Raw genomic sequence first — 21559 nt, 5'->3', positions numbered from 1 at the left:
GCTCGTCGAGACGAGCTGGGGATGTCTTTGGTGAAGCCTATATGATCGGGCTGGTGATCGTCACCCACGGGGGCCTGGCCTCCGAATTCCTGTCGGCGATGGAGCACGTGGTGGGGCCGCAGCGCGGCGTCGCCGCCATCTGCATCGGCCCTGACGACGACATGGAGCGGCGCCGCCGCGACATCGTCGACGCCGCCGCCGCCGTCGATGAAGGCGAGGGCGTCATCCTGCTGACCGACATGTTCGGCGGCACGCCGTCCAACCTGGCCATCTCGGTGATGGAGCAGACCGGCGCCGAGGTCATCGCCGGGCTGAACCTGCCCATGCTGATCAAGCTGGCCAGCGTGCGCGGCCGCGAGACGCTGGAGGCCTGCGTGGCTCACGCTCAGGATGCGGGCCGCAAATACATCTCCGTGGCGTCGTGGGTGCTGGCGGGCGAGAAATGAGCGACGTCGCCCCTTCCGCCCAGGCGGTGCTGAACATCTGCAACCAGCGCGGCCTGCACGCCCGCGCCTCGGCCAAGTTCGTCAAACTGGCCTCCGAGTTCGAATCCGAAATCCAGGTGACGCGCGACGGCGTGACCGTGGACGCCCGCTCGATCATGGGTCTTCTGATGCTGGGCGCCGGGATCGGCTGCGGCGTCGAGGTGAAGGCCGAAGGGCCGGACGCCGCCGAGGCCGTCGCCGCCCTCACCGATCTTGTGGCGCGTCGCTTCGACGAGGATCAGTAGTCAGGTCCGGCGGCGTGCGGACCACGCCGGCGCATTCGCCCTCCAGCGGCACCCGCACCCCTTCGCCCGAACGATCGGTGCGGTCGCGGAACAGGGCCGCGCGCGCCAGGATGATCAGCGTCACCGGCGTCGTCACCGTGAAGAAGACCGCCACCAGCAGCTCGACCGGCATGAACCGCCCCTCGGCCGCGGTGAAATAGACCACCGATCCGCCCAGGATCAGGAACATGCCCAGCGTCGCCCCCAGCGTCGGGGCGTGAACCCGCTCGTAGAAGGTCTTGAGCCGCACCAGGCCTAATGCGCCGATGAAGGTCAGGCCGGAACCGGCCAGCACCAGCCCCGCCGCCAGCAGCGCCGCCCAGGCCGGGACGTTTGCGGGAAAGCCGCTCATTCGATCACCTCGCCGCGCATCAGGAATTTGGCCAGGGCGACCGAGGAGGTGAAGCCCAGCATGCCGATGATCACCGCCGCATAGAAATACAGATGGCTGCCCGTCCGCACCCCGAAGGCGACGATCAGCAGCATCCCCGCCTGATAGAGGGTGTCCAGCCCCAGGATGCGGTCCTGGGCGCGCGGCCCCTTGGCGATGCGCCAGACGCCGATCAGGGCCGCACCGGCCAGGAACAGCTGCGCCAGAACCAGCGCCCAGTAGAAAACGGCGCCGCTCATTCGAAGATCTCCATCAGGCGGCGCTCATAGCGGTTCTTGATGCGGTCCTCCCAGTCGTCGCCCTCCCGAAGGTCGAGGATGTGCAGCAGGAGCACGCCCGTCGCGTCCTCATACTCGACCCAGATGGTGCCCGGCGTGCTGGTGATGATCACCGCCAGCACCGCCAGGCCGTAGCGGTCGCGCATCTCCAGCGGAATATGGACGAAGCCCGAGACGCGGCGGTCGCGCGAAGCGTTCAGCCCTAGCACGACCAGGGCGACCTCCCAGTTCGACCGGATGATGTCGCGCATCACCACCACGGCGAAGCTCAGCAGGGTCAGCGGCTTTCTGACGCGAACCGGCTCGACCTCCAGAGCGCGCATGATGTGAGGCGCGGCCAGGGCCATCAGCAGGGCCAGGGCCAGGGACGGCGGCGCGGCCGATCCGCTGAGCAACAGCGAGGCCCCGAACAGGGCCAGCGACAGAATGGGATGCGGCAGGACCGCCCGGATCATGAGCCGCCTCCCAGCACGGCGCGGACATAGGCGTCGGGGCGCACCAACCAGTCGGCCGTGTGGTCGGCATAGGCGAAGCCCGCCTCGCCGAAGATCGCCAGAAAGATGCAGGCCGCCAGCAGGCCCGCGATGGCCACGCCCTCTGCGGCGCCGACCACGACCGCCGGCTCGGCGTCGTCGTCCCGCGCCCACAGGGCCGCCATGCCCAGGCGCGTCAGCCCGATCAGGGCGCCCAGCGACGCCAGGGACAGGGCCGCGATCACCGTATAGCCCGCCCAGCCGCCGACGCCCGACAGGGCGTCCATCATCGCCAGCTTGCCGATGAAGCCCGCCAGCGGCGGCAAGCCCGCGATCATCAGGGTCGAGATCAGGAAGGCGCCGCCCAGAGCCGCCACGGCCGCCGGGATGACGAGACCGGGCTCGTTGCGCTCTTCGTCGTCAAAGGGGTCGATGTACTCGTCCTCGAACACGGCCCGGCCCGAACGCGCGCCGGGATCCTGGCCCCGGTTCAGCACCTCGGCCAGCATGAACAGGGCGCCGCAGGCCAGGGTCGAGCCGATCAGGTAGAAGACCGCCCCGCCCAGGACGTCGGCGTTGCCGATGCCGACGGCCGCCAACACCGTGCCCGACGAGACGATGACGGCGTAGGCGGCGGCGATCGACAGGTCGCGCGCGGCGATCATCCCCGCCGTGCCGAAGCCGATGGTCGCCAGCCCGCCCAGCAGAATCCACAACTGACCGAACCCGGCCGAGGCGCCGCTGTCCGGCGCGAACAGCAGGAAGCTGAGGCGGATGATCACATAGGCGCCGACCTTGGACAGGATGGCGAAGACGGCCGCCGCCGGGGCGCTGGCCGCCGAATAGGTGGTGGTCAGCCAGAAACCCAGCGGCCACATGGCGCACTTGGTCAGGAAGGCCACGCCCAGGACGGCCGCGCCGACGTGGAACAGGCCCCGATCCGCCTCGGCGATCTGGGGGATGCGCACGGCCAGATCGGCCATGTTGAGGGTGCCGGTCACGCCGTAGATCAGGCTGACCCCGATCAGGAACAGCATGGAGGCCGTCAGGTTGACGGCGATATAGGCCAGGCCCGCCCGGATGCGCGCCTCGCCCGACCCATGCAGCGCCAGGCCGTAGGAGGCCGCCAGCATGATCTCGAAGAAGACGAACAGGTTGAACAGGTCGCCCGTCAGGAAGGCGCCATTGACCCCCATGACCAGCAGCAGGAACAGGGCGTGGAAACGCGGCCCCGCCCGGTCCCATCGCGCCAGGGCGAAGATAAGGGAACAGGCGCCCAGGACGCTGGTCAGGGCCACCATCAGGGTCGACAGACGGTCCGCCACCAGGACGACGCCGAACGGCGCCGGCCAGTCGCCCAGTTGATAGACGCGGGCGGTGTCGCCCCCGCCCGTCGCCCCGGTCGCGCTCTCGTGCAGCAGGGCCAGGGCCATGGCCAGGATGGCCGCCATGGCGAAGAGGCTGAGGCCGCCCTTCAGCAGGCGGCGACGCTCGTCGAACAGCAGCATGGCCGCGGCGATGACCATGGGCAGGACGATCGGCCCGATGATCAGATGTTCCTGCCAGTCGGTCATTCGGGCGCCTCCTGGCCGTCGACATGGTCGCTGCCGGTCTCGCCGCGCGAGGCCAGCAACACCACCAGGAACAGGGCGGTCAGGGCGAAGCTGATGACGATGGCCGTCAGCACCAGGGCCTGGGGCGTCGGATCGGCGTAGAGGGCCGGGTCTTCCGCGCCCTTGCTGGTGATCGGCGGCGCGGCCGAGCGCAGCCGCCCCATGGAGAAGATGAACAGGTTGACCGCATAGGAGACCAGCGACAGGCCGATGATGACCTGGAAAGTGCGCGGGCGCAGCATCAGCCACACGCCTGAGGCGGTCAGGACGCCGATGGCCAGGGCCAGGACGATCTGGGTCATTGCGCCCCTCCCTTCTGCTCGGCCTCGGCTTCCGCTTCGGCCTCGGCTTCCTCGATGCGCGCGCGGCGCAGCGACTGGTGGGCCAGGGCGACCAGCACCAGCACCGTAGCGCCAACCACCAGCACCACCACGCCCAGGTCGAACAGGACGGCGCTGGCCAGCGGCACGCGGCCCAGCAGCGGCAGGTCGGCGTACTGGAAATAGGTGGTCAGGAAGGGCTGATCGAAGATCCAGCCCACCGCCCCGCTGAGCGCGGCCAGCAGCAGGCCGACGCCGATCCAGATGATCGGGCGGATCTCCAGCCGCTCCTCCACCCAGCGAGCGCCGGACGACATGTATTGCAGGATGAAGGCGATCGACAGCGCCACCCCCGCCGCGAAGCCGCCGCCGGGCAGGTCATGACCGCGCAAGAACAGGTGCACGGCCAGCAGGATGATGAAGGGGAACAGCCAGCGCATCACCACGCCGGGGATCAGCATGGTGTCGCTGAGGGTGTCGCCCTCGGTGCGGCCTTCGCGGGCGCGATCCGAGGCGTCCTGCACCCGCTTCTGCATCGGCTGGGACAGGCTGTCGCTGGCCGGGCGGAAGCGACGCAACAGGGCCAGCACCGTCAGGCCGACGACGCCCAGGACGGTGATCTCGCCGAAGGTGTCGAAGGCGCGGAAGTCGACCAGGATGACGTTGACGACGTTGCGGCCCCCCGCCTCCTCATAGGCCTTCTCGACGAAGAATCGCGACACGCCCTCGACCGGCGGGCGCACCATGACGGCCCAGGCGATCAGGGCCACGCCGGCGCCGGCGCAGACGGCGATCCCCCGGTCCAGACGACGGCGCCAGCGCGCGCGGCGCTGCTCGGACTCGGGCACATGGATCTCGGCCAGCCGCTTGGGCAGCCAGCGCAGCCCCAGCAGCAGCAGCACCGTCGTCACCACCTCGACCACCAGCTGGGTCAGGGCCAGATCGGGCGCCGACAGCCAGACGAAGGTCAGACAGCTGGCCAGGCCGGCCCCGCCCATCAGGATGACGGCGGCCAGGCGGTGATATTTGGCCTGCCAGGCGGCGGCCAGGGCGCAGGCCCCGCCCGCCAGCCACAAGGCGGCGAAGGCCAGGTTGTGCGCCTGGGGAACGCGGAACTCGGGCCAGGTGAGCACGAAGCCGCCCGCCGCCGCCACAGCCGTCGACAGCAGGGCCGTCAGCAGAATCAGGCGCAGTTGCGGCTGTAGGCGCTGCGCGCCCAGCCAGCGCACGATCCACTGCGACAGGTCCATCAGGATGACCTGGGACCGCTCGAACAGATAGCCGCCGTTCAGCCGCTTCATGCCCCAGGGGCCGCCGCGCGGATTGGCGTTCAGCGCCTTGCCGAACACGGCGTACAGGCCGATCCCGCCCGCCATGGCGATGACGCTGAGCAGCAGCGGCAGGTTGAAGCCGTGCCAAAGGGCCAGGCTGTAATAGGGCAGATCGAAGCCCAGCATGGTCACGGCGGCGCTGCGCAGGAAGGGACCGACGGTGACGGCGGGAAAGACGCCGACCAGCAGACACAGGGCCACCAGCACCTCGATCGGACGCCGCATCCAGCCCGGCGGCTCGTGCGGGACGCGATCCAGCTCGGTCGGCGGCGGGCCGAAGAAGGTCGTATGGATGAAGCGCAGCGAATAGAGGACGCTGAAGGCGCTCGCCAGGGTCGCCAGCACCGGCAGGGCCTGGTTCAGCGCCGAGGTCTGAGTGCTGGCCAGGGCCTCGGCCAGGAACATCTCCTTGGACAGGAAGCCGTTCAGCAGGGGCACGCCCGCCATGGCGGCGGCGGCGACCATGGCCAGGGTGGCGGTGATGGGCATGAAGCGGATCAGGCCGCTGAGCTTGCGCATGTCGCGCGAGCCGGCCTCGTGGTCGATGATGCCCGCCGCCATGAACAGCGAGGCCTTGAAGGTGGCGTGGTTGATGGTGTGGAAGATGGCGGCGATGGCGCCCAGGTCCGACCCCAGGCCCAGCAGCAGACAGATCAGGCCCAGGTGGCTGATGGTCGAATAGGCCAGCAGGCCCTTCAGGTCGTGCTGGAAGATGGCGCACCAGGCGCCGACCAGCAGGGTCGTCAGCCCCAGGCCGCCGACCACGAAATACCACATCTCGGTCTCGCCGAAGACGGGCCAGAACCGCATCAGCAGGAAGACGCCCGCCTTCACCATGGTCGCCGAGTGCAGATAGGCGCTGACCGGCGTCGGCGCCGCCATGGCGCGCGGCAGCCAGATGTGGAACGGGAACTGGGCGCTCTTGGTCAGGGCGCCGATCAGGATCAGACCCAGGGCGACCGGATACATCGGGCTGGCCAGGATGACGTCGCGTGCGCCGATGACGGCGTCCAGCTCATAGCTGCCGACGATGCGCCCGATCAGGATCATGCCGACCAGCAGGGCCACGCCGCCCGTGGCGGTGATGGTCAGGGCCATGCGCGCGCCCTCTCGCGCCGAGGCGTTCTGATGCCAGTAGCCGATCAGCAGGAAGGAGAAGAGACTGGTCAGCTCCCAGAAGACGACCAGCTGGATCAGATTGCCCGACAGCACCACGCCCTGCATGGCGCCCATGAAGGCCAGCAGGAAGGAGAAGAAGCGCGGCACTGGATCCTTCGGCGACATGTAGTAGCGCGCATACAGGACCACGAGCGCGCCGATCCCCAGGATCAGGGCGCTGAACAGCCAGGACAGGCCGTCCAGACGAATGGTCAGATTGACCCCCAGCGACGGCAACCAGGCCAGGGTCAGCTTCAGCACCTCCCCGTCCTGGAACCTGGGCCAGAGCACCGCCAGACAGCCGACGCTGATCAGCGCGATGATCCATGACAGGACGGCCGCAGAGGTCCGTGCGTGACGCGGCAGACCCGAGGCGATCATGGCCCCGATGAAGGGCAGGAGCAGGATGACGAGCAGGAGGAAGCTGGCGGGCACGGGCGTGTCGATCATCTCCGAAAGATTTTGGGACGGCGTCCGAAAGGCTGCGGATCGCGCCTCATCGTTCTGCCAGAGTTTTTCCTAAGGGAAATGACGCGCTTGCGTCAAAGCGACGAGTTGGCGCGATTGTGACCGTAGCAGGAGCGATTAGGACGCGAAAACCATCACATTGCGCTCGACAATCATTGTCAACACGCGCGGACGCGCCCGCAGATGTCGAACGCCTCCCCGCTCCGATCCGGGAACGGGGGGCGCTTCAATTCAGGCCTTGGATGTCAGGCGTCAGCCTTCGCCCATGCCCTCGGCCGGGCGCGGGGCGCCGCCCGCCCGCACCGCCGCCTCGATACGGCCGCCGACGTCGGGGTCGATGCTCTTCCAATAATCGAAAGCGCGCTCCAGCACCGGGGAACGCACGCCGCCCAGCAGGCTGCCCGCCACCTGATCGACCAACTGTGCGCGCTGGTCGTCGTTGAACACCTCGCGCACCAGGACGCCCGGCTGGGTGAAGTCGTCGTCCTCGGCGTGCAGCGTATAGGCGCTGCGGACCAGTTCGCCGTCGGCCTCCCAGCCGTCATGAACCGGGCCGGTCTCGTCCGACCAGGTGCGGCCGCCGCTGTTGGGCGCATAGACCGGCTGGGCGCCCGAGTGGTGATAGGCCATCTGCCCGTCGAACATATAGGCATTCACCGGAACCTTGGGCTGGTTCACGGGAAGCTGGTGGAAGTTGGTGCCGATGCGGTTCCGCTGGGCGTCGTTGTAGGCGAAGGCCCGGCCCAGCAGCATCTTGTCCGGCGACAGGCCGATGCCAGGCACGGTGTTGCCGGGCGAGAAGGCCGCCTGTTCGATCTGGGCGAAGAAGTTCTCCGGATTGCGGTTCAGCGTCATCACGCCGACCGGGATCAGCGGATAGTCCTTGTGCGACCAGGTCTTGGTCAGGTCGAAGGGGTTGAACCGATAGGTCGCCGCCTCGGCGTAGGGCATGACCTGAACCGACAGATCCCAGACCGGATGGTCCCCGCGCGCGATGGCGTCGAACAGGTCGCGGCGGTGGAAGTCGGCGTCGGCGCCCGCCATGGCGGCGGCCTCAGCGTTGGAGAAGAAGGCCATGCCCTGACGGGTGTGGAAGTGATACTTGACCCAGAATTTCTCACCCGCAGCGTTGATCCACATATAGGTGTGGGAGCCGTAGCCGTTCATCTGACGCCAGGTGCGCGGCAGGCCCCGCACGCCCATCAGATAGGTCACCTGGTGCGCCGACTCGGGATTGTTGGTCCAGAAGTCCCACTGCATGTGGTTGTCGCGCAGACCGGAGTCCGGCAGGCGCTTCTGGCTGCGGATGAAGTGCGGGAACTTCATCGGATCGCGCACGAAGAAGACCGGGGTGTTGTTCCCGACCAGGTCGTAGTTGCCCTCGTCCGTATAGAATTTCAGCGAGAAGCCGCGCACGTCGCGCCAGGTGTCGGGGCTGCCCTGCTCGCCCGCCACGGTCGAGAAGCGCGCCAGCATTTCGGTCTTCGCGCCCGGCTGGAACAGCGAGGCCTTCGTATAGGCCGAGACGTCGTGCGTGGTCTCGAACACGCCGAACGCGCCCGAGCCCTTGGCGTGGGGCTGGCGCTCGGGAACCTTCTCGCGGTTGAAGTGCGCCATCTGCTCCAGGAAGTGCACGTCGTGCAGCACCACGGGCCCGTTCGGCCCGACGGTAAGCGAGTTCCGATCACTGACCGCCGGAGCGCCCGCGCCCGTCGTGGAGTCTGATTTCTGTTGGGTCATCGCCTGTCTCCTCTGCCGCCCGCCGCGTCACCCACAGCCGAGCTTGGCTTATGAGATGGACCAGAGGCGTGAAATTGCAACCGTCCCTGTCGCTGAAAAGACAGCTGCTCTGACGGGTCGGTAAAGCGCCCACGACGGCGCAGCCGACCTCGCCGGATCAAGCTCCGGGTCAGCGATCTCAGCAGGCGACATCAGGCAGAACGACCTTAGGCCCCAGCCGTTCCGGCCAGCGTCACAGCAGGCGGTGCGCGGCCTGGAGCGTCTCGGCGGCCTGCGCCTGGCCGGGGACGACGGCAATCAGAACCGCCGTCGCCAGCGCCAGACCCGCGATCGTCAGGGGCGCGATCGCCCGTGGTGAAATAGCGAACTTCATGCCCGTCAGCCCCCGTCTGCGATGATGCTGAACGCTAGGGTGGCTCTATGATGATCCGCGCACATTTCCACGGCGGTCCGGCCAAGTTTCAGCGACAGAAGTTTGGCGGAACATCGCTCGACAGATGACCTTCTAAGTTGGAGGTCGGTTTCTGATGACGCCCCGAAGCAAAAGCCCGCGCTTCCGCTCCGGGGCGACGTTCCGCCTCAGAACTTGCCGATCAGGTTCATGAACCAGCCCCGTTCGTCGTAGCTGAGGTCGCCCAGATCGTCGGAGTAGTCGGTGAAGTTGTAGCCTAGGCCCAGCTTCACGTGGTCGCCGAAGTGGCGATAGACTCCGACCAAAGCGCCCAGACGGCTGTCGTGAGCCTCCTTGATCGACAGCTCGCGCACTTCAACAAGGACATCCCAGCGGCGGACGATCTGATAGTCGGCGCGCACGGCCCAGAAGACCGCCTCGCTGTCGAACCAGGGCGCGCTCTCGTCGCGAGAGGCGCGCAGTTCGCCCAGGCGCCAGGCGACCTTGGCCCCGACCGCCAGACGCGGCGTGACCTGATAGGTGCCGTCGATCGCGGCGATGTGGCTGCGCTGGGCGTAGTCCAGCGACTGACCCAGGGCGTCCACCTGGGCCGGCGACGGCAGGTCGGCCAGATAGGTGTACTTGGCCAGCAGGTTCAGTCGGTCATCAGCAACCGGACGATAGGCCCCGGCCAGCGCCAGCTCATAGTAGTCGGCGTTCATCGCCATCGCCTGATCCGAGTTGGACAGGGAGATGTTGGCCTTGGCGAACAGGCGCAGCGACGGCGTGGCCTTGTAGGTCACCTGGTTGCGGGTGGCGACCGTGGTGCGCTCGCCGACCGTATCGCCCTCGTCCTTGCGGTATTCAAGCGCCGAGGCCCAGCGCAGGCGGTCGCTGCCATAGTCGGCGGTGGCGCCGATGGCCATGCGGTCGATCTCCTGCCCCAGGGCGTCGGCTAGCGAGCCGGTCTCGTAGCGCGCGCCGAAGGTCCAGGCCTCGATGGGGCTGAAGTCGACGCCATAGGCCTGGGTCCAGCCGGTCGGGCCGTCGCCGTGATCATAGCGCTGCTCGGCGAAGACGCTGGTCTTCTCGCCCATCTGCTGACGCGCGCCGCCGGTCAGGCGGCCCAGACGACCGCCGGTCATGGCGTCGGGGTTCTCGCCGGCCAGGGCGTAGCCCAGATAGAGGCTGCCGCGATCCGTCATGGCGAAGTCGGCCCGCACGTCGGCGCCGAAGCCCATGTCGCCGTCCGAGACCTCGCCCTTGAACTTGAGCCGGTCATAGACCTGCACCTCGCCGCCGAGGCCGAAGCGGTCGTTGGATTCCCGACCGCCGTCGTGGTCCAGCGTCGCCTGGGCGAAGGTCCAGACGGCCCAGGGCGCGTCGCGCTGTTCGACGTTCGGCGTCTCGGGATCAGGGGTGTGACGATAGCCGACCGTGACGGCCGCATCGGTGCGCGCGCCTTCGCTAGGCGGCGGCACGTACAGCGGGCTGTAGGGCGTGCGCTGGCCCTGCTGCTTGTCCGAGCGAACGCCGATTGAGCCGAACCAGCCCGCCGCCGTCTCGCGACGCAGGCCGACCTCGACCGCATGACGCTCGGTCAGGCGGCCGTCGGTGACGTCGCCCTTGGCCTGAAGGCGAACCGTGTCGCTGAGCGCCATGTCGAAGACGCCGCCGTACTGATCCAAGGTCTCGCCGAAGGTCAGCTCGCCGGGGGCCGAGAAGCCCGCCTCACGCGTTTTCCAATAGCCGCCGAAGCGGCCGTCGCGCTCCAGCCCCAGTTCGTCCAACTGACCGGCGAAGGTCAGGCTGACGGCGTTGGCCTTGTCCGCCTCGGTCTGGACCTTGGTGAAGTCATAGCCGCCGGTGGACGACAGGAAGGCGCCGTCGCCGGGCCCGTCGGCCTGGGCGAACTCCAGCTTCACGAAGCTGTTGGGCGCGTGCTGATACAGGATGTCGACGCCGAACAGATCCTGCGACGCCTGATCCTCGCCCTGATGATAGGCGCTGCCCGCCACGCGAAGACGATCGTTCAGCCAGTGCTGCGCCCGCCCGCCCGTGGTGAAGGCCTCGGGACGGGTCAGGCCCGGCGAGTACTCATAAGTGGCCACGACCCAGACCGGGTTCCCGGCCAGCGACGACTGGGACACGAAGCTATTCGAGTCCGCCGTCATCGGCGGCGGGTTGCGCATGATGACCCGGCCCTGAAGGTAGTTCACCTCATAGTCGCGGGCGGCGATCAGTTCCTGACGCTCCAGCACCAGGCCGGAATCCTTGTCGCGGACTTCTAGGAAGACCCGCTCCGAGCCCGGCGCGATGTCGCGGTTGCGGAAGAAGTAGACCGACCCCCCGGTCGAAGCGAAGTCCTCACGGCTGGCCACGGTGCCGGGATCGGCGGCGAAGGCCGTGACCTCGGTGCGACGCTCGCCGGTGGCGGTCACCGCATCGCTGCGCCAGTCCAGATTGGCGCCGTACAGGGTCCGCTGGTGACGGATCAGCTCATTGCCGCCCAGACGACTCTGGAACACGCCCCACATGGCGTCGGTGTTCTCATTCTCGGCCCGCACATAGAAGCGGCCATAGGTCGGGGCGTCCTCGACCGTGACCGAGTCGTCGCCATAGACCGGATAGTGCATTTCCGGGTCGATGCGGCGCAGCAGCGAGCGCGGATCTTTTTCCAGGAAGCCGTCGAACAGGCTCTTCAGCGGCTGCTCGCCGGTGTCAGCCGAGGCCGTCAGGCGCCAGTCGTTACGAACCACGCCCTTGAAGTAGAAGGCCAGACGACCGTCGACGAAGTCGTTGCGGTGATCGCCTGCATCGCCCAGCAATTCATGCTTGGCGGCGTCGAAGCTGCGGCTGCCCGCCGTGATGTCGGCGATGCCGACAAAGAAGCGGTCGGTGCGCGGCAGGACGATCTCGCGCACCAGATCGACCGGGGCCTGACCGGGACGCGCCACCTGAACGGCGACGGCGGCGGTGTCGGCAGGGACGATCTGCTGGACCATGAAGCGGCCCGTGCGGTCGACCGGAACCACGGTCCCGAAGGCGGTGACGCGGGTTGCAGCGTCCTCGACCTCGCCGCTGAGGGTGACGGCGGCGCCCTTGACCGAGATGGCGTCGACGACGCGCATGTTCTCGAACAGAGGCCCTGCGTGGATGTCCGGCTTGGCGACATTCACCGCATGGGTCACGTCCAGCGTCAGGGCCGAAGTCTGGTCGTAGCGTCCCTCGGCGTCATAGACGCGCAACACATAGCGATAGCGATGCTCACCCGGTTGATCACGCTCGGTCGTCCACAGCACCGGCTCGCCCAGACGCGCCGGAATGACGGTCAGAGGCGTCTCCTCGACGCTCTGATCGGCGCGGAAGATGCGAACCTCGGCGCGATCAATATAGGCCGCATAGTTGCTGAGGGTGAAGAAGCGCACGGCGTCGCCGGCGCGGATCACAGGCTGGTCGGCGACGATGCTTAGGACCGGACGCACGTCGAAGGCCGTGGCCTGAACCCGCACATCTGATCCAGCCAGGGCCATGTCCTGACGGCGCTGGCGATCGGCGCGCAGATCGTCGCCGCCCTCCCCTTCCCCGTCGATGCTGACGCGGAACGGCCCGGCCGCCCCGCGATCCGCCGCTTCCAGGTTGGAGCCGACGCCGCGACGCTCCAGCGCCGCATCGTCCGCCACCGGACCGCAGGGGCGGTCGGTGTCGCGTCCGCAATAGACCTTGCGATCGTCAGCGACGGCGTCCTGGGCCTGGACGCCCGTCGCGAGGGCGATGGCTGACCCGCCCATCAGCAGGGCGGTCAGCAGCTTGTTCGACGCGCGGATCATTGCACGCCTCCCTCACGAGGGGTGGACAGGACGACGGTCTCCTCTTCGACGACCAGTCGGTAGCGGCCGCGCTCATCGTTCCAGCGGTCCTGGAGACGACGACGGACCTGGGCGACGCGGTCCTTGATCAGGTCCGCGCTTTCGCCGCTCGAAGCGTAGGCCAGGCGTAGAACCGAAGGACGCTCGGCCAGGGCCGCGATCAGGCTCTCGAACTGCTGTTCGAACTCCGGACGCAGAGCCTCGCCGTCGAAGGCCTCGCCGTTCAGGTCCAGACGGACCACGCGGTGCAGGCCGGCGCCGAAGTTCAGGCGGGCGAACTTGCCGCGCGTCAGGCGCACCGTTTCCGGATTGCCCGAGGTGACGCGGTAGCCCGTCGGCAGGGTTCGGTCGTCCAGCTTCACGATGAAGTTGGAGCCGCGGTCCTCGTTCGGAATCATCGGGCAGGTGATGTGATACCGGCCCTCGGCGTCCGTGGTGATCAGCAGACCGCGCGCCGTCGCCAGACGCACCCCCGGCAGACCCGGTTCGCCGTCGTCCTGAACGCCGTTGCCGTTCCGGTCGTCGAACACCTTGCCCAGGATGTCGGTGCAGTCGAAGTCGGGGTCGGGGATCATCCGCACCGTGGCCTCGGCCAGGTTGGAGATGACCTGATCGACGATCGGGTTCACCGCAAAGGCGACGTTGGCGTGCTCGCCCTCGACCACGCCCGCGCCGACCACCAGGATCAGCTCCAGACGCTTGGTCTCGCCCGCCGCGAAGGTCAGGTCGTTCCAGGTCAGCAGGCGGCCGTTCTGGATCGGCTCAACCGCCGCGCCGTCGATGCGGGCGCTGCCCTCGCGATAGCGGAAGCCGGCCGGCGTGCGATCCGTCAAAGTCACGCCCGGCACCGTCCCGGCCAGCGTATTGCGGGCCGTGATGACGTAAGGGACCAGACCGCCGCGCACGACGTTGACCATCGGGGTCGTCTTGGTGACTTCGATCGCCCCCTCCAGGATCGGGTCCAGAGGAATGTTGTTGTTGACGACATTGGCCGAGACGCCCGGCGTCAGATTCAGCGACAGGACATAGCCGGTCGTCATCGTGCCGGTGGCGCAGTTCTCAGCTGTGCCCGCCGGCGGCGGGCCGTTGCTGGTCGAGACCAGCATGGGGTCCGGCGTCGCATGGACCGTCAGCGGCCCGACGCATGGCGGCAGGATGCTGGACGGCTGGATCGGGTTGTAGCTGCCGTTGGGCGGCGTCACCGACAGGGTGTAGACGCCCGCCGGAGCCGCATTAAGCAGTTGGAAGTAATACAGCCCCAGGGCGTCGACGGTCTGGCGCGCGGAGCCCGAGCCGCCCAGCAGATGCTGGGCCGGATCGAAGCCGGCGGGACCGTTGATCTCGACCACCGCGCCCTGCACCGGGGTCCGGCGGACAGCGTCATAGACGACGCCCCAGGGATCCAGCGGCAAGGACTGCTGCGGCACGGTCGCGCCGGGCTGCAGGGTGACGCCCGTCAGTTCGCGATCCTTCAGCGTCGCGCCGCCCGCGTTCGAGGCCGAGACGACGCCGTCGACGAAGGTCGCGCCGGTCTCGTTCGGACGCGCGCCGCCGTAGGCCGCATTGTTCTGCGGATGGCGGAAGCGAACCGCATAGCCCGAGCCGGGCGCCACGCCGGTGAAGGCGTAGCCGCCGTCGGCGCCGGTACGGACCGTGTCCATCAGCACATCATTCAGGAACAGCTCCACGGTCCAGTCGGACTGAGGGGCCTCGCCGCCGCCGCGTGCGCGGTCATGGTCGGCGTCCATCCAGACCGAGCCGGAGATGGCCGCATCCGCGCCACGCTCGCCGAACAGATAGCCGGTCGCCTCGGCTGCGGGGGCCAGGACGATACCGGAGATGACGTCGCCGCCGTCGGACAGACCGCCGGACGTGCCGGGGGTGTCGAGACCGTCGTCATAGCCGTCCGGCTGGGTCTCCGTGACCGTATAGGCGCCGCCCGGCAGATCGGTGAAGCGATAGGCTCCATCGGGCCCCGAGACGACTGTGCGGGTGACGCTTTCGCCGCGCGCGTCCGTTCCCGTCAGCGTCAGGGTGACGCCGCCGATCACAGGCTCGTTCGCGTCATGGACGCCGTTGTTGTTGGTGTCGTTGTAGGTCAGACCCGACAGCGCCCCTGTCCGCTCGCCGAAGTCGACGGCGGGAGGCGCCTGGTCGGGACGGATGGTCACAGGCACACGATTGGAGGGGTTCTCCGGTCCCTCGCCGTAACCTTCCGGCTGAATCTCGACCACGACGTAGTCGCCGCCGCGAATGTCGCCGAAGCTGTAGGAGCCGTCCGGGCTGGTGGTCGTCGTGGCCACCAGTTCGCCCGAGGGTTTGCGCAGTTCGACCACCACGCCTTCCAGAGGACGGTCTCCGGGCCCGTTGGAGCCGTCCAGGTTCACGTCCACATAGACCGTGCCGTTCAGCCCCTGCCCCCGCTCGCCGAAGGCGTAGTCGGTCGCGTCCACGCCCGTCGGAAGGACGATGCCGTGGATACGATCGCCGTCGACCTCGACCAGACCGCCGACCGAGCCCGCGCTATCGCGACCGTCGGCGAAGCCTTCAGGCTGGGCCTCCGTCAGCTGGTAGTTTCCAGCCAGCAGGTCGTCGATGCGCCACTCGCCCGCCGCGTCCGTCGTCGCCGTGCGCGTGACCGATTCACCGGCTGCGTCCGTCCCCGTCAGGGTCACGACCACGCCCGCGATCGAAGCCTCGCCCGCCTGGCGCACGCCGTCGTCATTGGCGTCGACGAAGACATGACCCGCGATGCTGCTGACGGTCTCGCCGAAGTCCACGACCTGGGCGGCGCCCGGCGTCAGATTCACCGCCACCTCATTGGGCGTCGAGGAGCCGTAGCCGTCGGGCTGGATCTCGCGGACCGTGTAATCGCCGCCGGGCAGGTCGACGAAGCTGTAGGTTCCGTCCGGTCCGGTCGTCGTCGTGGCGATGACCACGCCGTCCTTGACCAGTTCGATCGTCACGCCGGGAATCGGAGGCTCGCCGCCGCCGTTCACGCCGTCACGCTGCGGATCCTTGTAGACCGTGCCGGTGATCACCACAGCGCGTTCACCGAAGACATAGTCCACGCCCTTCTGGCCCGCCTCCAGAGTGATGGCGGTGATGGCGTTGGCCGCCGCAGAGGCGTCGAACACCGTATTGGGCGCCACGCCGCCGACGCTGCCCACGCCTTCACGGCCGTCGGCGAACTGGGTCGGCTGGCTTTCCGTCAGGGCGTAGATTCCCTTCGGCAGATCATCGAACCGATAGGCGCCGTCCGCGTCTGTAACGACGACGCAGGTCTGGGCCGGGTCGAGCGCCGCGCGCCAGGCGCAGATGTCCTGACCGTCCGCCGTCACGCCCGACAGGGTGACGGTCACGCCCGACACGGCGGTCTCGCCGGGTTGGCGCGCGCCGTCGTCATTGGCGTCGATGAAGACGCCGCCGGCCAGCGAGCCCGGCAGTTCGCCGAAGGCGTAGTTGGCCCCTAGGCCGCCGGTCGGCAGGACGATGCCGCGGATGACGTCGTTTCCGACCTCACCGCCGACACTGCCCACGCCTTCCTGACCATCGAAGAAGTTCGACAGGGGCGGCGTGTTCTGGGCCTGCTCGGTCAGGGTGTAGCCGGTCGCGTCCGACCCCGGAACGCCTAGGAAGATAAAGCCGCCCGTCGCATCGGTGACGGCCGTGCAGTCAGCCAGATCGCAGACGTCCTGACCGTTCGCCGTCACGCCGGACAGGGTCATGGTCACGCCCGGAATCCCGGCCTCGCCCGCATCGCGGACGCCGCTGGCGTCGCGATCGATATAGACATAGCCGCTCAGCCCCTGGCCCGTGCCGCCGAAGTCATAGTTGGAGGCGGTCGAACCGGCGAACACGACGATGTCGCTGATGCCGACGGCCGTCAGGCCGGGCGAGGCCGCATTCGGTCCCGCCACTCCGTTCGACGTCCCGCCCAGGGCGCCGACATAGGCGCCCGTATGGGTCAGACCCGGCGCGGGCGTGATCGCCAGCTGATAGTCGCCGGGACGCAGCACCTGGCAGATCGGCGAGGCGTCCGCTGCGTTCGGGAAGCGGTACAGGCCCGTGGCCGTGGTGGTGATGGAGCAATCCACCGCCTGCCCCAGGTCGTTGGTCCCGTTCAGCCGGACGATCGCTCCGGCCAGGCCGGTCGTTTCCGTCGTCGCGCGAGTGGCGTCGGCGTCCGGGTCGAGGAAGACCATGCCGCCCAGCGTCGAGGTCGGCAATTCGCCGAAGTTGCGCCCGGTCAGATTCGAGCCCGGCGCCACCAGGCCGATGTCGAAAGCTTCCGGCACCGTACGGCCGCTGGAGCCGGGGATCACGGCGTTCCCGCCGTTGGCGTCCAGACCGTCGGACGCGCCATTGGGCTGGATCAGCTGCGTGATCGTGTACTCGGCCGCACCCGAAGGCGGCACGGAGTTGAAGACGTAATGACCGTCGGCGTCGACCGACGCGGTCAGATTCACCGCCCCGCCCGCATAGTCAGCGCCCGTCAGACGGATATGCGGCGCCGAGGCGAAGTCGCCGGGCGCGAAACCCGCCTCGCCCGCGTCGAGCAGACCGTTATTGTTCACGTCGCGATAGACGTAGCCCGACACGCGCGCAGCGCCGATCTCCTGGAACAGATATCCCGTCGCCTGGGTGACGGCGGGCAGGTTAATGTCCGCGATGACGTTGGTCGTCGGCGTGCTGCCGTAGGCGGCGTTGTTCACCACGCCCCCCGCCGAGCCGACGGTCTCATTGCGGTCGAACACGCCGGCGGGCTGGGTCTCCACGATCTGGTAGACGCCTTCAGGCAGACGATCGAAGACGAAGGCGCCCGTCGCGTTCGTATCCGTGGCGCGCGCCGTGACGGCGTTGCCGAAGGCATCGGTCCCGGTCAGCGTCAGGCGGACTCCGCCCATGCCTTCGCCGCTGTCGACCACATCGTTCAGATTGTCGTCGCGATAAACCACGCCCGCGATCGAGGACTGGGCGACACGGGTCGTCTCGGTCTTGGAGTTGTTGTTGGGATCGGTGTCGCGGCTGATCTCCACGCCATCGCCGTCTCGCCCAGGAGCGATGCGAGCCGTATTGGTCAGGTCCGTATCCAGCGCGCCGGCGTAGGGATAGGCCGCCTTGGCGAACACAGTCAGGGTCACGACGTCGCCGTTGCCGGGGAACAGGCCGTCCAGCACGCACAGGACGGTCCTCGTGCCCGAGCAATTCATCGCCGAAACGGCCGCCGAACCGCTGGTCATGACGGTCTCGCCGCCCACACGGGTCCAGCCGCTGGGCAATTGGTCGGTGACGCGCACCTGGGTCGTCGGCGAGACGCCGTTGTTACGCACCACGATGCGATACTCGACCGGCTGGTTGATCTGAACCGGGGAATCCGTGACGCGGGTCTTGCTGACCACCTCGAGATCCGTCGCAGGCAGGACCGTCGTCGTCTGGACCGCCGTATTGTTGGCCAGCTCACGGTCGGCCTGGCTCACCGTCGTATTGTCCTGCTCCAGCGACACGATCTCGGCGCTGTTGGAGAAGGTCATGGGCCCGGTCGGCGCCGGACCCGTCACCGCCATATGCAGGCGGAAAACGACCTGGCGACGCTCGTCCAGATAGTTCAACGCCGGATCGGTCCCGTGCAGGCGGCATTCAATGTTGGCGCTGACCGTCACGCAGGCCGGAGCCGGGGGCGTGTAAAGGGTCAGGCCGCTGTTGGCGCCCACAGGGTTCACCTCGAACCGCGACAGGCTCATCGTATAGCCGGCCGGCGGAGCGGGAATGTCCGTAATGACGATATTTCCCGCGCGCGAGGGGCCGAAGTTGGAGGCGCGCAGGTCATAAACCAGCTCCGAACCGAAAGGCATCGGATCAAAGGCGGCGCTCGGCTCCTGCTTGGTGACGGCCAGGTCCATGATCGGAGCGGACACGTCGTGGGTCAGCTCCACGCTATTGTTGTCCGTGTTCGATTCCGTCGTGGTCGTCGTCACCGTCGCCGTGTTGACGTGACTGATCGGGAAGCCGGAGGTGGCGCCGCCGAAGGGGAAGCGGGCCCGGACCTGCTGCAGAATCTGATAGGTCTGGCCGCGGTTGATCGTCCCCATGTCACAGGTGATCTCGCCGTTCGCATCGATCTTGACGCACGTGGCCCCGCTCTTGGTCGCGATCGGCGGCCCGATCAGCTCAAATCGCGCCGGATCGATGACGTCCTTGACCACCACGCTCGCGGCCGGGTTCGGCCCCTTGCCGCGGACGCTGATGGTGTAGGTCGCCACCACGCCTACCTGCGCCGGGTTGGGCGCAATGGTCTTGGCGTCCAGGGTGATGTCCGTGATCGGCGCTATGTCATAGGCGGCCGTCGACTGATTGTTCGCCAGATTGAGCTCAGTCGTGTCCGGCGACGTCACGCGAGCAACGTTGTCGAAGCGGCCGCTTTCGACCGGTCGACCGACACGGACCACGGCGCTTTCGCTCTCGCCGGCGGCCAGGTCGGTCACGGTCCAACTGATACGACCGTTCGCGGCCGTATAGGCGGGCGCGCCCTGCGACGCCGACGCCACGCCGAAGCCCGTGATAAAGCCGCCGCCATTGATGAAGTTCGGCAGGTCGTCGGTGACGACCACGGTGCGCGCGACATCGCCGCCCAGGTTGCTGACCGTGAAGCGAATATAGAAGGCGTTGTCCGCGACGGCGACCGGCAGGTCCGGCGTCTGAGTCCACGGGCCTGTCGGGCTGAGACCGACCTCCTTGACGATCGCCAGGTCAGCGGCGTTCGGCGTCGAACGCGAACCCGCCGTGGCGCAATCATTATCGACGTTGGGGTCCAAGGGCGTAGCCGTCGAGCCCCCCGTCGCGCCCGTGCAGGCCCGGTTGGACAGGTCCAGGTCGATGCCGCTGCCCGCCCTCGTCTTCAGCGACAGAACGACGTCCGCGCCCACCGCCAGAGATCCCGGCCCCGCCAGTTCACAGACGATCTCAAGCCCGGTCTGCGAACAGACCCAAGGCGCATCTGCTGACACATAGGTCTCATCCGCCGTTACTGTGTCGGTGATCCGGAGCGGGTTGGCGGGACTATAGTTAAGAACAGACGGCCCGTTGTTGCGAACCCTGATGGCGCTGGTCATGATCTCGCCGGCGGCCACCGGGTTCGGCCCCTTGGTCTTGGCGATGCTCAGATCCGAGCTCGGCTCGGCGATGCGGTAGCCGGCGCTGGCCGTGTCGTTGCCTCCCACAGGGTCCGTCACCCCGGCTGGCGGCGTCACCTTGACCGAATTGACGACCGAGCCCGAAGTCGCGGCGATCGCGGTCACGGGAATCTGGAAATTCTGGCCCTGGCCGACAGACAGGCCGCCCGCGACGCAGGTGACCGTCTGCCCCACGGCCGAACAGCCGGCGGGAAGCGAGCCGATCGCGAACTCCGGCGCGATCTCATCGACGATCAGCGCCCCGGTCACCGTCAACGGTCCCAGGTTTCTCACGCCTAAGGTGATGGTCGTGCTGTCGCCCCGGATAATGGTCGACGCCATGGACTTTTGCGCGACGAGGTCCGCGCCTGGTTCAATCGTCGTGATGACCGGAGGCGCAGTGTTGTCGTTCGGCGCCGGGTCCAGAACCGCCGGACTGGTCAACTCGACGAACGCGTTGTTGGTGATGGTGCCGCCGCTCGCCAGCACCCGCCCCGTCACCTTAACGGGCGGCAACGCCCCCATGGTCGCCGGTCCGGTGTAATCGCACGTCACGATCCCGGCGGAGTGGCCGCAGGCCCACTGGCTGCCGCTCGCGGACATGAATTCGAAATCGCTGGCCGCCGGCAGGTTGTCGATCAGCCGAATAGCGCCGGTGGCGTCCGGGCCGCTGTTCGTGACGTTGAGTGTGTAGGTCAGGATGCCGCCGCCGGGGATGGAGCCGTCCGGCTCACCGTCATCCTTGAGGACAGAGAGATCCGCCCCCGCCTGAACCGCTGGCGAGACCACGAGCGTGTCGTTGAGCGGGTTGCTGTCGACATTGGTGTCGCTGGCGATCGTCGCCGTTGAGGTGCGCGATCCCGTGGCCACCGCGTCAGCGGCAAAGCCGAAGCTGAAGTCCCCAGCCGCCAGCGGCGGCAAGGCGCACGTCAGCGTCTGGCTCCCGACAGCGCCCGTCAGGCCGCAATAGGACGGCAGATCGCCCGGCCGCACCGCGAAGTGCGAGGGGACCGCGACGGTCACGACAGCGTCTGCAACCGAACCCGGCCCATTGTTCGTCACACGGATGGTGAAGCTAGTCTGCGCGCCGTTCGCCACGGGATCGGGCGACCAGGTGTAGTCGGAAACCTGAAGATCCGCCGCCGCCGCAACGCCGGCCGCCCCCGTCAAGGCCAGAGGCGCCAGGATCCGCGCCATGCGCAGCGCCACGCGCTTGAAGGAGTTCAACAGTTGCAACACGTCTCGGCTCTCCCGTTCGACAGGAAAATCGGAGAGCGATCCAGAACGACCATGCAGCATTGCGCCGGGCCCATGGACGAGCCCCGCTTCCGAATCGGCTTTCGCCGCTCCGCGCCACCATTGCGCTCATCGCCCCCGACAGGTCGAATGAGCCGCCGTGTTAGCGCCAAACGACGTCCACGGTCACGCTAGAACTTTGATTAAGTTATTGATTTCACAAAGATTTACAATTTTGCACTTACCCGGTTCTGCTTAAGAGAGTTACCGAACCGGCGGTCAGCAATGAAGCTCGTAGGCCATTGCCGCACCCGTTGCTTCGGGCGCGGACAGCAGAAAGCCCCGAGGCG

Annotated in this window: 12 protein-coding genes; 2 read left to right on the top strand and 10 right to left on the bottom strand. The window is 67.8% G+C overall.

Features of this window, described 5'->3' with window-relative positions; all coding sequences use genetic code 11:
- Positions 1 to 41 precede the first annotated feature (41 nt).
- Positions 42 to 446: a PTS sugar transporter subunit IIA gene (locus B3D50_RS03995; RefSeq protein WP_087139154.1), complete on the top strand. Its 405-nt coding sequence runs from the start codon at positions 42 to 44 to the stop codon at positions 444 to 446.
- Positions 443 to 730, top strand: coding sequence for an HPr family phosphocarrier protein (locus B3D50_RS03990; protein ID WP_087139155.1), 288 nt, complete (start codon positions 443 to 445; stop codon positions 728 to 730). Before B3D50_RS03995 ends, B3D50_RS03990 begins: the two co-directional genes overlap by 4 nt.
- Here the strand turns inward: B3D50_RS03990 and mnhG are convergent.
- From mnhG to B3D50_RS03940, 10 genes are all read right to left on the bottom strand, one after another.
- Entirely contained in the window at positions 690 to 1121 is a 432-nt protein-coding gene (gene mnhG, locus B3D50_RS03985; RefSeq protein WP_286949533.1) for a monovalent cation/H(+) antiporter subunit G, read from the bottom strand. The two genes, B3D50_RS03990 and mnhG, sit on opposite strands and share 41 nt — an antisense overlap.
- Positions 1118 to 1399 (bottom strand): K+/H+ antiporter subunit F, encoded by a 282-nt coding sequence (locus B3D50_RS03980; RefSeq protein ID WP_003164215.1) that lies wholly within the window; start codon positions 1397 to 1399, stop codon positions 1118 to 1120. The genes mnhG and B3D50_RS03980 overlap by 4 nt, the downstream gene beginning before the upstream one ends.
- Positions 1396 to 1893: a Na+/H+ antiporter subunit E gene (locus tag B3D50_RS03975; RefSeq protein WP_138142084.1), complete on the bottom strand. Its 498-nt coding sequence runs from the start codon at positions 1891 to 1893 to the stop codon at positions 1396 to 1398. Before B3D50_RS03975 ends, B3D50_RS03980 begins: the two co-directional genes overlap by 4 nt.
- Positions 1890 to 3485, bottom strand: coding sequence for a monovalent cation/H+ antiporter subunit D (locus B3D50_RS03970; RefSeq protein ID WP_286949531.1), 1596 nt, complete (start codon positions 3483 to 3485; stop codon positions 1890 to 1892). The genes B3D50_RS03975 and B3D50_RS03970 overlap by 4 nt, the downstream gene beginning before the upstream one ends.
- Positions 3482 to 3826, bottom strand: coding sequence for a Na+/H+ antiporter subunit C (locus B3D50_RS03965; protein ID WP_046654392.1), 345 nt, complete (start codon positions 3824 to 3826; stop codon positions 3482 to 3484). Before B3D50_RS03965 ends, B3D50_RS03970 begins: the two co-directional genes overlap by 4 nt.
- Positions 3823 to 6783 (bottom strand): monovalent cation/H+ antiporter subunit A, encoded by a 2961-nt coding sequence (locus B3D50_RS03960; RefSeq protein WP_286949528.1) that lies wholly within the window; start codon positions 6781 to 6783, stop codon positions 3823 to 3825. Before B3D50_RS03960 ends, B3D50_RS03965 begins: the two co-directional genes overlap by 4 nt.
- A gap of 270 nt (positions 6784 to 7053) precedes the next feature.
- Positions 7054 to 8541: a catalase gene (locus tag B3D50_RS03955; RefSeq protein ID WP_286949526.1), complete on the bottom strand. Its 1488-nt coding sequence runs from the start codon at positions 8539 to 8541 to the stop codon at positions 7054 to 7056.
- Positions 8542 to 8773: 232 nt separating this feature from the next.
- The gene (locus B3D50_RS03950; RefSeq protein WP_157678020.1) at positions 8774 to 8914 is read right to left on the bottom strand and encodes a hypothetical protein; all 141 of its coding nucleotides are present in this window, start codon (positions 8912 to 8914) and stop codon (positions 8774 to 8776) included.
- 206 nt (positions 8915 to 9120) lie between these two features.
- Positions 9121 to 12762, bottom strand: coding sequence for a hypothetical protein (locus B3D50_RS03945; protein WP_286949524.1), 3642 nt, complete (start codon positions 12760 to 12762; stop codon positions 9121 to 9123).
- Positions 12759 to 21212 (bottom strand): SdrD B-like domain-containing protein, encoded by an 8454-nt coding sequence (locus tag B3D50_RS03940; protein WP_286949523.1) that lies wholly within the window; start codon positions 21210 to 21212, stop codon positions 12759 to 12761. The genes B3D50_RS03945 and B3D50_RS03940 overlap by 4 nt, the downstream gene beginning before the upstream one ends.
- Positions 21213 to 21559 lie beyond the last annotated feature (347 nt).

Origin of the sequence: Brevundimonas sp. UBA7507 (genome assembly GCF_002478355.1) — a bacterium.
Classification (GTDB): Bacteria; Pseudomonadota; Alphaproteobacteria; order Caulobacterales; family Caulobacteraceae; genus Brevundimonas; species Brevundimonas diminuta_D.
The sequence above is the reverse complement of the archived record's forward strand: the minus strand, read 5'-3'. Positions and strand labels throughout refer to the sequence as shown.